The sequence below is a fragment of the Ralstonia sp. SET104 genome, from assembly GCF_003851545.1.
Taxonomy (GTDB): Bacteria; Pseudomonadota; Gammaproteobacteria; order Burkholderiales; family Burkholderiaceae; genus Ralstonia.
On the sequence record NZ_BHVX01000018.1, the window covers coordinates 72,909 to 87,868 of the forward strand.

The 14,960-nt window shown below is 64.5% G+C and carries 10 protein-coding genes; 7 read left to right on the forward strand and 3 right to left on the reverse strand.

Annotated features, from left to right (window positions below; translation table 11 throughout):
- Positions 1-84: 84 nt before the first annotated feature.
- Positions 85-1,500 carry a signal recognition particle protein gene (gene ffh, locus PSUB009319_RS19695; protein ID WP_124383879.1) on the reverse strand — a complete coding sequence of 472 codons (1,416 nt, stop codon included), beginning with the start codon at positions 1,498-1,500 and terminating at the stop codon, positions 85-87.
- Positions 1,501-1,670: 170 nt separating this feature from the next.
- Here ffh and PSUB009319_RS19700 point away from each other — a divergent pair, with 170 nt between their 5' ends.
- From PSUB009319_RS19700 to ampD, 5 genes are read left to right on the forward strand one after another with little or no spacing between them, the layout of a single operon-like run.
- Positions 1,671-2,582 (forward strand): inner membrane protein YpjD, encoded by a 912-nt coding sequence (locus PSUB009319_RS19700; protein ID WP_124383880.1) that lies wholly within the window; start codon positions 1,671-1,673, stop codon positions 2,580-2,582.
- 46 nt (positions 2,583-2,628) lie between these two features.
- Entirely contained in the window at positions 2,629-2,895 is a 267-nt protein-coding gene (locus tag PSUB009319_RS19705) for a hypothetical protein (protein WP_124383881.1), read from the forward strand.
- Entirely contained in the window at positions 2,892-4,931 is a 2,040-nt protein-coding gene (locus PSUB009319_RS19710; RefSeq protein WP_124383882.1) for an ATP-binding protein, read from the forward strand. The genes PSUB009319_RS19705 and PSUB009319_RS19710 overlap by 4 nt, the downstream gene beginning before the upstream one ends.
- 39 nt (positions 4,932-4,970) lie before the next feature.
- The gene (locus tag PSUB009319_RS19715; protein ID WP_124383883.1) at positions 4,971-6,596 is read left to right on the forward strand and encodes a sigma-54 dependent transcriptional regulator; all 1,626 of its coding nucleotides are present in this window, start codon (positions 4,971-4,973) and stop codon (positions 6,594-6,596) included.
- On the forward strand, positions 6,589-7,191 hold the full coding sequence (gene ampD / locus PSUB009319_RS19720) for a 1,6-anhydro-N-acetylmuramyl-L-alanine amidase AmpD (RefSeq protein WP_124383884.1): 603 nt from the start codon (positions 6,589-6,591) through the stop codon (positions 7,189-7,191). Before PSUB009319_RS19715 ends, ampD begins: the two co-directional genes overlap by 8 nt.
- Before the next feature lie 313 nt (positions 7,192-7,504).
- Here ampD and PSUB009319_RS19725 read toward each other — a convergent pair whose 3' ends face one another.
- On the reverse strand, positions 7,505-9,664 hold the full coding sequence (locus PSUB009319_RS19725) for a phosphocholine-specific phospholipase C (protein WP_124383885.1): 2,160 nt from the start codon (positions 9,662-9,664) through the stop codon (positions 7,505-7,507).
- A 34-nt stretch (positions 9,665-9,698) separates the two neighbouring features.
- A complete protein-coding gene (locus PSUB009319_RS19730) occupies positions 9,699-9,893 on the reverse strand; it encodes a hypothetical protein (RefSeq protein ID WP_124383886.1) in 195 nt (64 codons plus the stop codon).
- A gap of 655 nt (positions 9,894-10,548) precedes the next feature.
- Here PSUB009319_RS19730 and PSUB009319_RS19735 point away from each other — a divergent pair.
- Together PSUB009319_RS19735 and PSUB009319_RS19740 are read left to right on the forward strand one after the other, a co-directional pair.
- Positions 10,549-13,533, forward strand: a complete 2,985-nt coding sequence (locus tag PSUB009319_RS19735; protein WP_124383887.1) for a ribonucleoside-diphosphate reductase subunit alpha — start codon at positions 10,549-10,551, stop codon at positions 13,531-13,533.
- A gap of 116 nt (positions 13,534-13,649) precedes the next feature.
- Complete coding sequence (locus tag PSUB009319_RS19740) at positions 13,650-14,858, forward strand: ribonucleotide-diphosphate reductase subunit beta (RefSeq protein ID WP_124383888.1); 1,209 nt, start codon at positions 13,650-13,652, stop codon at positions 14,856-14,858.
- Positions 14,859-14,960 lie beyond the last annotated feature (102 nt).

Sequence of the window (14,960 nt, forward strand, 5' to 3'; positions counted from 1 at the left end):
CGTGTCAGTTGGGTGAAACGGTTCGGTTTAAATCGATCGGGGCGCTCGGGCCGTTCGGGCCGTTCGGGGGGAAGGGTAGCCCGCTCAACGGCCGCCCAACAACCCCTTCATGCCACCTTTCATGCCGCCCATGGCGCGCATCATCTTCATCATGCCGCCGCCCTTGAGCTTTTTCATCATGGATTGCATCTGCTCGAACTGGTTGAGCAGGCGGTTGACTTCCTGCACCTGCACGCCTGCACCCGCAGCAATGCGGCGCTTGCGGCTCGCCTTGATCAGTTCGGGCTTGGCGCGCTCGGCTGCCGTCATGCTATTGATGATGCCTTCCATGCGGCGGACCTGCTTTTCGGCCTGATCCATGTTGGCGCCCTGGGCCTGCTGGGCGAACTGCGCGGGCAGCTTGTCCATCAGGCCGCCCAGGCCGCCCATCTTCTTCATCTGGCCGATCTGCGCCTTGAAGTCTTCCAGGTCAAAGCCGCCGGTCTTCTTGATCTTGGCGGCAAGCTTTTGCGCCTCTTCCATGTCGACACCGCGCTGGGCTTCTTCCACCAGCGCGAGAATGTCGCCCATGCCCAGAATGCGCTGGGCCATGCGGTCGGGGTAGAACGGCTCCAGCCCGTCGAGTTTTTCGGCCACGCCAACGAACTTGATCGGCTTGCCCGTGATGTGACGCACCGACAACGCCGCACCACCGCGCGCATCGCCATCGAGCTTGGTCAACACCACACCGGTCAGCGGCAGCGTGTCATTAAAGGCCTTGGCGGTGTTGACGGCATCCTGACCGAGCATCGCGTCGACCACGAACAGCGTTTCAGCCGGCTTGAGCTTGGCGTGCAGCGCGGCGATCTCCTGCATCATCGCCTCGTCGATACCGAGACGGCCGGCCGTATCGACGATCAACACGTCGTGGTAGTGCTTCTTGGCCCAGTCCAGCGCAGCGGCGGCAATGTCCACCGGCTTCTGATCGGGCTGCGAGGGGAAGAAATCGGCGCCGACCTGTTCGGACACCGTCTTCAACTGCGCGATGGCGGCGGGGCGATACACGTCGCACGACACCGTCAGCACTTTTTTCTTTTTGTTTTCTTTGAGCCACTTGGCGAGCTTGCCGACCGTGGTGGTCTTGCCCGCGCCCTGCAGACCGGCCATCAGGATGATCGCGGGCGGCGTGACGTTGAGGTTCAGCTCTGCTGCGCGGCCGCCCATGATGTTGCTGCCGACGCCTTCCAGTGCTTCCTGGCCGCCGATGATGGCCGTCAGCTCGCGCTGCACGATGCCGACCAGCGCCTGGCCCGGCGAGAGGCTTGTGATGACGTCTTCGCCGAGCGCCTTTTCCTTGACGCGGGCAATGAACTCGCGCACGACTGGCAGCGCCACGTCGGCTTCGAGCAGCGCCAGGCGGACTTCGCGCAGCATCTCGGCGGTGTTGGCTTCGGTCAGGCGCGCTTCGCCGCGCATGGTCTTGACCACGCGCGCGAGCCGTTGGGTCAGGTTATCCAGCATGACAGTGACAAGGATCCGGAATTGGGGGCAGGATGGAAAAAGAGACCGGCACGCACTTGGCTTGCACCGGCTAGGAATGCGTCAAATGCGCGCATGTTGCGTTGCCGTCGGATGACGCCGGCGGGAGCGGGCCCCGCCAAAACAGGGGTGCGCTGCGGTAAACTGTGTAAATGGCAATTGTACTGTATGCGCTGACAGCGCTTCTCTACGGCATCCTCGCTTCGGTAGCGTGGGCGCGACGCGGCGGGCTGGGTGCCCCGGCCGTCGCGGGAGCCATGGCGGCAGGTGGCCAGCCATCAGGTGCCACGGTGCTCGTTCCGCCGCCTCCGGCTGCCGCCGATACCGTCCCGGGCTGGTGGCGCTGGGCTTTGCTGGCCGCGCTGGCCGCGCATGGGTTCCTGCTGCACGAGACCATTTTCCCTGCCAGCGCCATGGTGTTTGGCTTTGCCTATGCGCTGTCGGCCATGCTGTGGCTGGGCGTGGGCATCTTCTGGATCGAAAGCCTGTTCTTCTCGCTGGCTGGGCTGGGCTTGCTGGTGATGCCGGTGGCGCTGGTCGGGAGCCTGCTGCCCTTGGCCTTCCCTGGCACGCAGATACTCGGCTATGCCGCCAGCCCGCTGTTCAAGCTGCACTTTGCCATCGCGAACGTCGCTTATGGTCTATTCACGCTGGCGGCGTTCCACGCGATTTTGATGCTGGCCGCCGAGCGCCGCCTGCACACCATCAACCGCCCCGCCGAGGCGGGCTGGTTCAGCCGCTGGCTGGATCTGCTGCCACCGCTGCTCACGCTTGAGAAACTGCTGTTCCGCCTCATTGGCGCGGGCTTTGTGCTGCTGACGCTGACGATCGCGTCGGGCGTGCTGTTCTCCGAGCAGTTATTCCACAGCGCCTTCCATTTCGATCACAAGAACATTTTTGCGGTGCTGTCGTGGGCGATGTTCGGCGGCATTCTGATTGGCCGCCGTTTCCGCGGCTGGCGCGGCCGTGTAGCGCTGCGCTGGGTGATGGCAGCCTTTGCGATTCTGCTGCTGGCGTACGTGGGCAGCCGCTTCGTGCTCGAAGTCATCCTCCATCGCGCCTAGCGCGTTTTTTTAGTGCCTGCGCTGTTACTGTCTTTGTCTGTTTTCCATGTCTCGTCCTGTCCTGCTGATCCTGATGCTGCTCGCCGGCTGGTGGTGGTTGAGCCGCCAGGGGACGCGTTCGTCCCGCGCTTCGGGGCCGGGCCAGACGTCCTCGCACGGGCAGGGTACGGCCCGGCGTGCACCTGAGCCTCAGGCCTCCCAACCGATCGAGCAATGTGCCGTGTGCGGCGTACACGCGCCACGCACCGGCATGATCGCGCTGCCCGGCGGCCGCTACCGCTGCCCCGAGCACGCTGACCGAGGCAACGCATGACGCCAGACGCGTCGGGTGCCGCGCAGGCAACGCCATCTGCCGCGCGCAGCCTGCTCTCGCGCCTGAACGCCTGGCGCGCACTCCGTTCTGTCTGGCTGGAGCCTGATCCGCCTGAATTCCAGTGGCGCCTGCTGCGCTATTTCGCCTTCAGCCGCGCAGCCGTGGCGCTGGTTCTGTTGCTGTTCGTGATGGTGCCGCGCGAGCACAACGACCCGGGCGGGCTGGCCAATAGCGATGCGCTGCTCAGCCTGACGCTGCCCTATCTGGCGATGGCCCTGCTGATCCTGGCTGCCGCCGGCTGGTGGCGCACGCGGTTCCAGTTCCGCGTGCGGCTGGATGTGGTGCTCGATCTGCTGTTCCTGGGGCTGGCGTACGCCACGCTTTCGCGCCTGTCGGCCAGTGTGGCGATGGTGTTGCTGATGCCTGTGCTGGCCGCGGGCGCGCTCACCAGCCTGCTGTTTGCACTGTTCACGGCGGCGGTGGCGTCGATCGTGGTGCTGGCTGATCCGTTCCTGCAGATGGTGAGCGACGGCGTGATCGCACCGGGGCTGGCGTCGGCAGGGCTGTACGGCCTCGTCTACATGATGGCTGCGTCGATGATGTACGGCCTGTCGCACCGCCAGATTGCGCAGGAGCGCCTGACCATGGCGCGCGAGCGCGAGTTGCGCCTGCAGCAGTTGGTCAACCGCCTCATGGTCTATGACATGCAGGATGGCGTGATGCTGGTGCGCGCCGATGGCCGCGTCGTTGCCGCCAATCCGGCGGCGGCCATGCTGCTGGGTGTGCCGCAAAGTGCGTTTGTTGGCAGCGGCGCGATGTTGTTCGATCTGAAGGACGTGCCGCATCTGCGCCCGCTGCTCGAAACGCTGCGCCAGTGGCTGCGCCGCAAGAGCCGCCCCGCCGACGGCACCGGCGATGACGATGTCCCCCGCATCCTCGATCTGCTGCCCATCGCCTCGGGCGGGCGGACTGGCCGCGCCATGTTGAGCGCACGCCTGCGCCTGCGCTTTATCCTGCCGAGCCTGGCCAATCTGCGCAGCGTCTATATGGACAGCCTCGTCAGTTCGATTGGCCTGAGCCTGCTGAGTGAGGGCGGCGACATGCGTCCGCGCATTCCGTCGTCCGAGGCCATCACGCAGGGCTGGTCGGTGGATGACGAAGCATTTCTGCGCCACGAGCTGCACGACACCGTGCTGGTCCACGTGGAAAGCTGGGAGCGCGTGGCGGAGCAAGCGCAGCAGGAAAAGTTGGCCTCGATGGGGCGGCTGGTGGCCAGTGTTGCGCACCAGATCCGCAACCCGCTGGCCGCGATCAGCCAGGCGGCTGAACTGCTGGACGATCCGGGCGACGGCCACGATGGTGGCACGCATGTGCGCCCCGAAAGCGCGGGAGTGGAGACACGCCTGCTGCGCATCATTCGCGACAACGTGCGCCGGCTCGACCAGGTGGTTGCCGACGTGCTAATGCTCTCGCGCCGCCCGCGCGGCGAACGCGTGCGTGTGCAGCTTGCACAAGTGCTGCCGGAAGTGGTTGAGCGTTGGCGCGCTGAAGCCTTGCGCCGCGCTGGCGAGGCGACCGAGATCAACCCCAACCTTGTGCGCGTGGCGGTGGACCTGAACACGCCTGTGCTGTTCGACCCCGCGCAGTTGCAGCAAGTGGTGGGCAACATGCTCGACAACGCGTTGCGCTATTGCCGCCGCGTGCCGGGCTCGATCCAACTGGCCGCTTACGCGCTGGACGAGACGCATGCCGAACTCGTCATCTGGAACGACGGCCCCGAAGTGCCTACCGAGCAGCAGCGCAGCCTGTTCGAGCCGTTCTTCACGAATGACGCCCAAGGCACCGGCCTGGGCCTTTATATGGCGCGTGAGTTGTGTAGCGCCAACGACGCGCAGATCCGTTACGGCGCCATTGCTCTGGAATCCTTGCTCGATCGCACCGGAGCGTTGACCATGGAGGCGCGCGACACATTGCCGCGCCGCGCCTTCATCATCACCTTGATGTTTGACCAACCTGCTGTGCTGACTGCGGAATGATCCGCGGGCCGAGAATTTCTGCCGACCTTCTGCTGATCCATGTCCAAAGCCGCCATCGTTCGCGAACCCATTCTCGTCGTCGATGACGAGGCCGACCTGCGCGAGCTGCTGGAAATTTCTCTGCGCCGGATGGGGCATGACGTCGTACTCGCAAGCAGCCTGGCTGAGGCGCGCGAGGCGCTATCGCGCCAGCGCTTTGCACTCGTGCTGACCGACATGCGCCTGGGCGATGGCCTGGGCATTGAACTTGTGCGCCAGCTTTCGGCCACGGCCGACCGCACTCCCGTGGCCGTCATCACCGCCTACGGCAGCGCCGAGAACGCGGTGGAAGCGCTCAAGGCCGGTGCGTTTGACTACATCGCCAAGCCGCTCTCGCTCGACCAACTGCGCAGCCTGGTGCTCAACGCGCTGGGCCGCCAGCAACGCGATCCTGATCCCGGCAATGCTGACTTGGCCGAGCGTACCAACGACCTGTTGCCCGGCCACTCTGCGGCGATGCAGGAAGTGCGCCGCTCGCTGATGCGTCTGGCGCGCAGCATGGCGCCGGTGGTGATCAGCGGCGAATCGGGCAGCGGCAAGGAGCGTGCGGCACGCGCTGTTCATGCCCTGTCTGCGCGCGCATCGCGACCCTTCGTGGCCGTCAACTGCGGCGCGATTCCCGAGAACCTGATGGAGGCCGAGTTTTTCGGCTACGTGAAGGGGGCCTTCACTGGCGCAGATGGCGATCGCCAGGGCTTCTTCCAGGCGGCCAACGGCGGCACGCTCATGCTCGACGAAGTGGCTGACTTGCCGCTCACGATGCAGGTGAAATTGCTGCGCGCGTTGCAAGAGCGCCGCGTGCGCAAGATCGGCGAAAGCCGCGAAGAGCCGGTCGACGTGCGCGTGGTGTGCGCGAGCCACCAGAACCTCGCGCGTCTGGTGGCTGCCGGCCGTTTCCGCGAAGACTTGTTCTACCGCCTGAACGTGCTGGAGCTGCGCATGCCCACGCTGCGCGAGCGCGCCGAAGACGTGCCCGTGCTGGCTGGCGTGCTGCTTGAGCAACTCGCCAGCCGCTACGGCGATCCGCGGCCCAAGCGGCTGACGCGCCCGGCGCTGCAGCAACTCTGCGCCTATCCGTTCCCTGGCAACGTGCGCGAGCTGGAGAACCTGCTGGAGCGCGCGTACGCGTTTGCCGAAGGCGAATCGATTGATGTGGATGACCTGGGCGCGCTGGGTGCCGAGATCGAGCGCTCGCCGCTGTTCCATCGCACGCGCGAAGCGCAGGCTGCTGCAGCCGCTAACCACCCCATGGCGCCGCCGCCGATGACGGCGTGGCCAGATGCTGTCTACATGCCAGCACCCGTGCCTGGCCCGATGGGGATGCCGCAGCCGATGGCGCAGCCTGCGGAGCCCGCCCCGGCCGCGCCACCGGCAGAGCCGGCGCTGCCGAGCGTCACGTTGCCGATCGACCTGCCCGCCTATCTGGAATCGGTCGAGCGCAACGTGATCCTGGCCGCGCTGGACCAGACCGGTTTCAACCGCACGGCAGCGGCCAAGCTGCTCGGCTTGTCGTTTCGCCAGTTGCGCTATCGGATGCAGCAGTTGGGCATTCGTGATCCACGCGATATTGAAACGGTCGGCGGTTTGGGTGAAGCGGCTGGCAACGGCGTGAACGGCGATGTCTAAGCCGCCGGCGCTGCATGTCAATGCCGACGGCTGGGTGGGCGGCGTGCGCCGTCATCCGTCACCGAACATCGACGTGCGGCCCGACGGCATGCCGATTGACCTGATCGTGCTGCACAACATCAGCCTGCCGCCCGCGCAGTCCGAAGCTGACTTCGGCACGGACGCTGTGCTCGACTTCTTCACCAACACGCTCGACTGCGACGCGCACCCGTACTTCGACCAGTTGCGCGGCGTGCGCGTGTCGGCGCATTTCTTCATCCGCCGCACGGGCGAGTGCGTGCAGTTTGCGCCGTGCGATGCGCGTGCGTGGCATGCCGGCGCATCGGAGTTTTTCGGCCGCACGCGCTGCAACGATTTCTCGGTCGGCATTGAGATCGAGGGTACGGACGACCTGCCTTTCACGCCTGAGCAGTACGCCACCACGGCAGCACTCGTGCGGGCGATCTGTGTGGCGTATCCGATTGCGGCGATTGCCGGGCATTCCGACATCGCGCCCGGCCGCAAGACCGATCCGGGGCCGCGCTTCGACTGGGCGCATCTGCGTGCCCTTGGCGGGTTCGACACGGCGCTGTTTCCATATCAGCGCACGTTCTAACGCTGCACGACAACGCCGCTCCGAACCCAGCCTGCGCGTATCCTGACCTGTCCAGATCTGCTTGAGCCCGGTACCCGCCACATCCGAGCCATGGACACCAGTACCGCAGCCAGTTGTACGGGGGAGGGGACAACACGAACACCATCTCGATTGGCTTGTGACATGAGTCACGGCTCCATCTCGTCATCGGGAAGCCGCATGCTAGGCGCGCATAGTTGGGTGCTAGCCTCAATTCACAAAATTCAATCTCATGCCGGTATGGGTACCGGTTGCTCGCGTTCTCCTCTCTGCGTTCTCCTTCTGGTTAAACGCCTCAGGTGCCCATGGCCGGGTCGGACACACCGTCCTTGCCGGTTTCCATGCGCCCGGCAAAGCGCCGCGTAAAGCCCCCCTGCGGCACCGTCACCGTGAAGTCGTACCAGTTGCCCTGGCGCGCGATCGGCCAGTGCTGGTCGAGCTGCTTGCCTGCCGGGATGTCGAATGTCCACGGGCCGTCGGCGCGGTACGCGTTGGGCTTGACGGTGAAGGTGCAGCCGGCGGTGCCGGTGTTCATCATCGTCACGTAGACCTCGGCGTTGGCCAGGTCGTAGCACACGCGGATTTCCGGTGCGCTCGAACCCGCTGCCGACACGGCGCTCGCATCGCCCGCGAATGCGCGGTGGAAGCCGTTGGGGCCGAGCACCCACAGGTCGTACTTGCCGTTGTCGGCGCTGAACACATCCCACGTGTCGTCGAGCATCTTGCCGGGCTCGACGGCGTAGCGGCGGGGCACACGGTCCAGGTGCAGGCGGTCGTACACGTGGAAGACGGCGGCGGCTGTGCCGGTGTTGCTGAAGATCAGGCGCAGCGCGCGGTTGGTGGCGTCTTCACGGGCGCTGACGTGCAGCTCGTATGGCAGGGCGCGCGAGGGGCGCGTACCGGTAGCCTGCACGGGCATTTGCTGCGCGGTCACCGAGGGCACGGGCACCTGCGGCTTCAACCCCTGCGCCGTGCGGATCGAATCGGCGGTGGCTTTGTCGCGGCTGGGCAGGGTAGGCAGCGTTTCGTTGTTCGGGTTGACGAAGTTGAAGGCGCTGGTCAGGTCGCCCAGCACCGCGCGGCGGTACGCGCTGATGTTGGTCTCCTTGACGTTGAAGCGCAGCTCCAGGAAGCGCAGCACCGAGGTGTGGTCGAACGCCTGCGAGTTGACCCAGCCGCCGCGGCTCCACGGCGAGACGATGTACATCGGCACGCGCGGGCCGGGGCCGTACGGGTGTTGGTCGGTGTGATATTCGCCGGCGGTGCTGACCGTAGATTTGCCGGCCAGCACGCCGTTGTCATACGCCGGGGCGGCGGGCGGCGGCACGTGGTCGAAGAAGCCGTCGTTCTCATCAAAGTTGATGAAGAGCACGGTCTTGCTCCACACGGCCGGGTTGGCGGTGAGCGCGTTGAGCACTTCCTGCGTGTACCACGCGCCCTGCACCGGGCTCGACGGCCCGGGGTGCTCGGAGTACGTGGCCGGTGCGACGATCCACGACACCTGCGGCAGAAGGCCTGCGGCAATGTCGTCTTTCAGTGCCTGCAGGAACCCGCCATCCGGCATGGTGTTGCCCACGCCCTTGATCAGCGGGCTGATGATTTCGTCGGCCGGGGTATATGGCGGGAACGGGCTGCCGTCCTTCAGGTTGCCGCGCGCGGCGTTGGCGTCGCGGTATGCCTTGAAGCCGGCGAGCGGGTTGTCGGTGAAGTTGTCCGGCATGTTCTGGTAGACCTTCCATGACACGCCAGCCGTTTGCAAGCGCTCGGGGTAAGTCGTCCAGTTGTAAGTGACGCTGGCGTCGAGGTGGTCGCCGCTGTTGTCGATGACGGGGCCGCCTGCCGCACCCGTCGGGTCGTTTGTGCCCGTCCAGTGGAACAGGCGGTTGGTGTTGGTGCCGCCGTGAAAGCCGCAGTGATACGCATCGCAAAGCGTAAAGGCGTTCGCCAGCGCGAACTGGAAATCCAGTTCGGTCTGCTTGTAATAGCCCATCGATTGGGTTTGCTTGTAGGTCGGCCACTTGCTCATGCGGCCCAGATCCCACGCCTGCTGTGCATCCGGATAGCTGTGCGGCGTGCCGCTGACGCGCTGTGCGTTGCCGGCGCTGCTGTCGAGGTAATACGGCAACACCACGCGGCTCGGCCCGCTGCTTGGCACGTACGTCTGCTGCCACACATTCATGCCGCCCGCGAGCGGGATCGGGAAACGATCACCAAAGCCGCGCACGCCCTGCAGCGTGCCGAAGTAGTTGTCGAACGAGCGGTTCTCCTGCATCAGGATCACCACGTGTTCAACGTCGCGCATCGTGCCGGTGGCGTTGTTGGCGGGAATCGCCAGCGCGCGGCGGATCGACGGCGGGAAGGCGGCCAGTGCAGCAGCGGACATTGCGCCCGTGCCAGCCATTTTGAGGAAGTTGCGGCGATTGCCGTTGTTCGTGGGTTTCGTGTCGGAAGTCATGTCGGTCTCAGGCGTGCAAGCGTGCAGGGCAATGTCAGGGCGCACAGCGCAGGGTCGGCTTGGTGGCGGGCGGTTGACCGGGCTGATCCGGTTGTGCGGCGCCGGGGCTGGTGCCTGGTGTGCCGTCGTTCGAATCGCCACCGCAGGCCGACAGCGACAGGGTGGCGGCACACAGCAGCACGGCAGCCAGCCATTGCGGGCGCGCCAAGTGTGGGAGAAGAGGGGTCATGTGCGGTCTCGTTCGGGTCGGGAAGAGGCGCGGGATTGCGGGCGGTACCCAGACCGCCGTGAGCGCAGACCCATGCCGTGCGACCGAAGCGTAAGGACGGGCCCTGTCGCTCAAGTGACAGCCGCGGCAAGAATGCTGATGCCGCTATTCGGATTTCTTGCGCGAGCGAAATGTGAGTGGGTAGCGCACCCTGCACCAGCGCAGTGCGCCACACACATGCCCCTACCGCAGATGGGGCGACGTCTATTGAACTTGCGACGCCGATAGAAAGAATTATTCTGAAGAGGCCGTCATTGCGACGCCGCACGCCAGCCCCGCCGACCCGTTGTGCCGCTTGGGATGGCGGGTTTGCGGCACTGCGTTTGGATTGAGAAAACCCTCCTTCGTCGCCATCTGTCAAGACTGGTCTTGTTTGATCGATCCACTATACTTAGGGCCAATCCCGGGCTGACACACTAGATGTAGTGGTGACTTTCCGGGATTCTTATTTCGGCGCCACGCGGGGGCGGGCGTACGGCGGGTCAAGCCGACGCTTGGGAGCTGAGAAAAGGCAAGGGTCTTTTCCGTCTCATTTCTTCGCACAGCGCAAAGGTTCGCCAAGGGGTGTCCTACCTATCGGCGAGCCGATAAAACGAACGGTTCAACAGGAGTCCACATGCAGACGGCCCAACCAGAAATTCACTCCGGCACCGCCAACCCTTCCCAATTTGCGCAAAGCGCTGGCGGCACGGCCGTAGCCCCCGGCACTGCTTCCGGCGTCAACCTTGCCGATTACAAGATCATCCGCCGCAACGGCGCCGTGGTCAGTTTCGAGCCCTCCAAGATCGCCGTGGCGATGACCAAAGCCTTCCTCGCCGTGAATGGCGGGCAGGGCGCTGCTTCCGCGCGTGTGCGCGAGCTGGTCGACCAACAGACGCAGAACGTGGTGCGTGCACTGCTGCGCAGCCGCCCGAACGGCGGCACGTTCCACATCGAAGACGTGCAGGATCAGGTGGAACTGGCCCTGATGCGCTCGGGCGAGCACGACGTGGCCCGCGCCTACGTGCTGTACCGCGAGCGCCGCGCCCAAGAGCGCGCGCAAGCCGGCGAAACGCAGCAGCAACCGGCCTTCATTGGCCTGAACGTGACCGACGGCGGTATTACCCGCCCGCTGGACATGGCTGCGCTGCGCAACGTGATCGTCTCGGCCTGCGAAGGCTTGGGCGAAGCGGTGGACCCGGAGCCGATCCTCAAGGAAACGGTCAAGAACCTGTATGAAGGCGTGCCGATGACGCAGGTGTACGACTCGGCCATCCTGGCCTCGCGTACCCTGATCGAAAAGGACCCGGCGTACAGCCAGGTCACCGCGCGCATCCTGATGCACACGATCCGCCGCGAGATCCTCGGCGAAGAAGTCACGCAAGCCGAAATGGGCACGCGCTATGTCGACTACTTCCCGCAGTTCATCAAGCGCGGCATCAACGCCGAGCTGCTCGACGACAAGCTGGCCCAGTTCGACCTGGCCCGCCTGGGTGCGGCGCTGGACGCCTCGCGCGACTTCCAGTTCAACTACCTTGGCCTGCAGACGCTGTACGACCGCTACTTCCTGCACATCAACGAAACCCGCATCGAGATGCCGCAGGCGTTCTTCATGCGTGTGGCGATGGGTCTGGCGCTGAACGAAATCGACCGCGAAGCCCGCGCCATCGAGTTCTATCAACTGCTGTCGTCGTTCGACTTCATGTCGAGCACGCCGACGCTGTTCAACTCGGGCACGCGCCGCTCGCAGCTCTCGTCGTGCTACCTGACCACCGTGTCGGATGATCTGGACGGCATTTACGAAGCGCTGAAGGAAAACGCGCTGCTCTCCAAGTTTGCAGGCGGCCTGGGCAACGACTGGACCAACGTGCGCGCACTCGGCTCGCACATCAAGGGCACGAACGGCAAGAGCCAAGGCGTGGTGCCGTTCCTGAAGGTCGTCAACGACACGGCTGTCGCAGTCAACCAGGGTGGCAAGCGCAAGGGCGCCGTCTGCGCGTACCTGGAAACGTGGCACCTGGATATCGAAGAATTCCTGGAGCTGCGCAAGAACACCGGCGACGACCGCCGCCGCACGCACGACATGAACACGGCCAACTGGATCCCGGACCTGTTCATGAAGCGGGTGATGGAAGGCGGCGAGTGGACGCTGTTCTCGCCGTCCACCTGCCCGGACCTGCATGACAAGGTCGGCAAGGCGTTCGAGGCGGCTTACCTCGGCTACGAAGACAAGGTCGCGCGCGGCGAGATCAAGCTCTTCAAGAAGATGCCGGCGCTGCAACTGTGGCGCAAGATGCTGGGCATGCTGTTCGAAACCGGCCACCCGTGGATCACGTTCAAGGATCCGTGCAACATCCGCAGCCCGCAGCAGCACGTGGGCGTGGTGCACAGCTCCAACCTGTGCACGGAGATCACGCTGAACACCAACGACAGCGAAATCGCCGTGTGCAACCTGGGTTCGGTCAACCTGGTGGCGCACCTGGTCAAGCAAGCCGACGGCACGCTGGCGCTCGATCACGACAAGCTGAAGAAGACCGTGCGCACGGCCATGCGCATGCTCGACAACGTGATCGACATCAACTACTACGCGGTCAAGAAGGCGCGTGACTCCAACCTGCGCCACCGTCCGGTCGGCATGGGCATCATGGGCTTCCAGGACGCGCTGCACGTGCTGCGTGTGCCGTACGCCAGCGAGGCCGCGGTGCAGTTTGCCGATACCTCGATGGAAGCCGTGTGCTACTACGCGTACTGGGCCTCGACCGAACTGGCCGAAGAGCGCGGTCGCTACAGCAGCTACAAGGGTTCGCTGTGGGACCGTGGCATCCTGCCGCAAGACTCGCTCAAGCTGCTGGCCGAAGAGCGTGGTGGCTATCTGGAAACGGATATGTCGTCGACGATGGACTGGGACAGCCTGCGCGGCCGCATCAAGCAGTACGGCATGCGCAACTCGAACTGCGTGGCGATCGCCCCGACGGCAACGATCTCCAACATCATCGGCGTGTCGGCCTGTATCGAGCCGACGTACCAGAACCTGTACGTCAAGTCGAACCTGTCGGGCGAGTTCACGGTGGTGAACGACTACCTGGTGCGCGACCTGAAGGCACGCGGCCTGTGGGACGAAGTGATGGTCGCCGACCTGAAGTACTTCGATGGCTCGCTGGCCCGCATCGACCGCATCCCGCAAGACCTGCGCGAGCTGTACGCAACGGCCTTCGAAGTGGAGCCGACATGGCTGGTCGAGGCTGCCTCGCGCCGTCAGAAGTGGATCGATCAGGCACAGTCGCTGAACATCTACATGGCAGGCGCCTCGGGCAAGAAGCTGGACGACACGTACAAGCTGGCGTGGCTGCGTGGCCTGAAGACCACGTACTACCTGCGCACGATCGGCGCCACGCACGTCGAGAAGTCGACCGTATCGCGCGGCACGCTGAATGCGGTGTCGTCGGGTAGCGATGTGGGTGGTGTGTCGGCTGCAGGTGCATCGGGTGCCACCTCGGCCGCTCCGGCCAGCGCGCTGGACAACGTTGCTGCCGCTGCCCCGGCCATGCCGGAAGCCGAAGGCGCCGTGTGCACGATGCGCCCCGGCGACCCTGGCTTCGAGGAATGCGAAGCCTGCCAATAAGTCTAAACAGTGTCTGAGGTTGCTCCCGCGCAAGCGGGGGCGACGTGACTTGGATGACACTGGAATCGCGCTCCGAAAGAGCGGAAGCGACGAGCAAAGAATCAGGAGAAACACATATGCTGAGCTGGGACGACGACGTCAAACCTGCCGCACAACCGCAAGCTGCACCGCAGCCTGTGTACCAACCGCAGCCGCAACTGCAACCCGTCTCTGCTGATCAAGGGGGCGTGCTGCCGCCGTCGGCCACCGCTGCCGCCGGCACGGGCATCCTCGGCAACAACCCGAACGCTGCCGCCGCACAGAGCAACCGCCGTGTGAACGCCGCCGACAAGCGCGTCATCAACGGCGCGACCGACGTCAACCAACTGGTTCCGTTCAAGTACAAGTGGGCGTGGGAAAAGTACCTGGCCGGCTGTGCGAACCACTGGATGCCGCAAGAGATCAACATGTCGCGCGACATCGCCCTGTGGAAAGACCCGAACGGTCTGACCGAAGACGAGCGCCGCATCATCAAGCGCAACCTGGGCTTCTTCGTGACGGCCGACTCGCTGGCCGCCAACAATATCGTGCTGGGCACGTACCGCCAGATTACCGCGCCGGAATGCCGCCAATACCTGCTGCGTCAGGCGTTTGAAGAGGCGATCCACACGCACGCTTACCAGTACATCGTTGAATCGCTGGGCCTGAACGAGGCCGAGATCTTCAACGCGTACCACGAGGTGCAGTCGATCCGCGACAAGGACGAGTTCCTGATCCCGTTCATCGACACGCTGACCGACCCGTCGTTCAAGACCGGTACGCCCGAGAACGATCAGAAGCTGCTGAAGTCGCTCATCGTCTTCGCCTGCATCATGGAAGGCCTGTTCTTCTACGTCGGTTTCACGCAAATTCTTGCGATGGGCCGTCAGAACAAGATGACCGGTGCCGCCGAGCAGTACCAGTACATCCTGCGCGACGAGTCGCTGCACTGCAATTTCGGCATCGACCTGATCAACCAGATCAAGCTGGAGAACCCGCACCTGTGGACGGCCGAATTCAAGGCCGAGATCACGGAGCTGTTCAAGAAGGCCGTCGACCTGGAATACCGCTACGCAGAAGACACCATGCCGCGCGGCGTGCTGGGCCTGAACGCACCGATGTTCAAGGGCTATCTGCGCTTCATCTGCAACCGCCGCTGCCAGCAGATCGGCCTGGACGCCTTGTTCCCGAATGAGGAAAACCCGTTCCCGTGGATGAGCGAGATGATTGACCTGAAGAAGGAACGCAACTTCTTCGAGACGCGTGTGATCGAGTACCAGACCGGTGGTGCGCTGTCCTGGGAGTGATCTTCTCGTTCCCAGATTTGAAAAAGGGCCCGTCAGGGCCTAATGCCGTTCAGTTAAGACCTGAACGGCATTTTTGTTTTTAGGGGTTGGAGTTGTAAACAG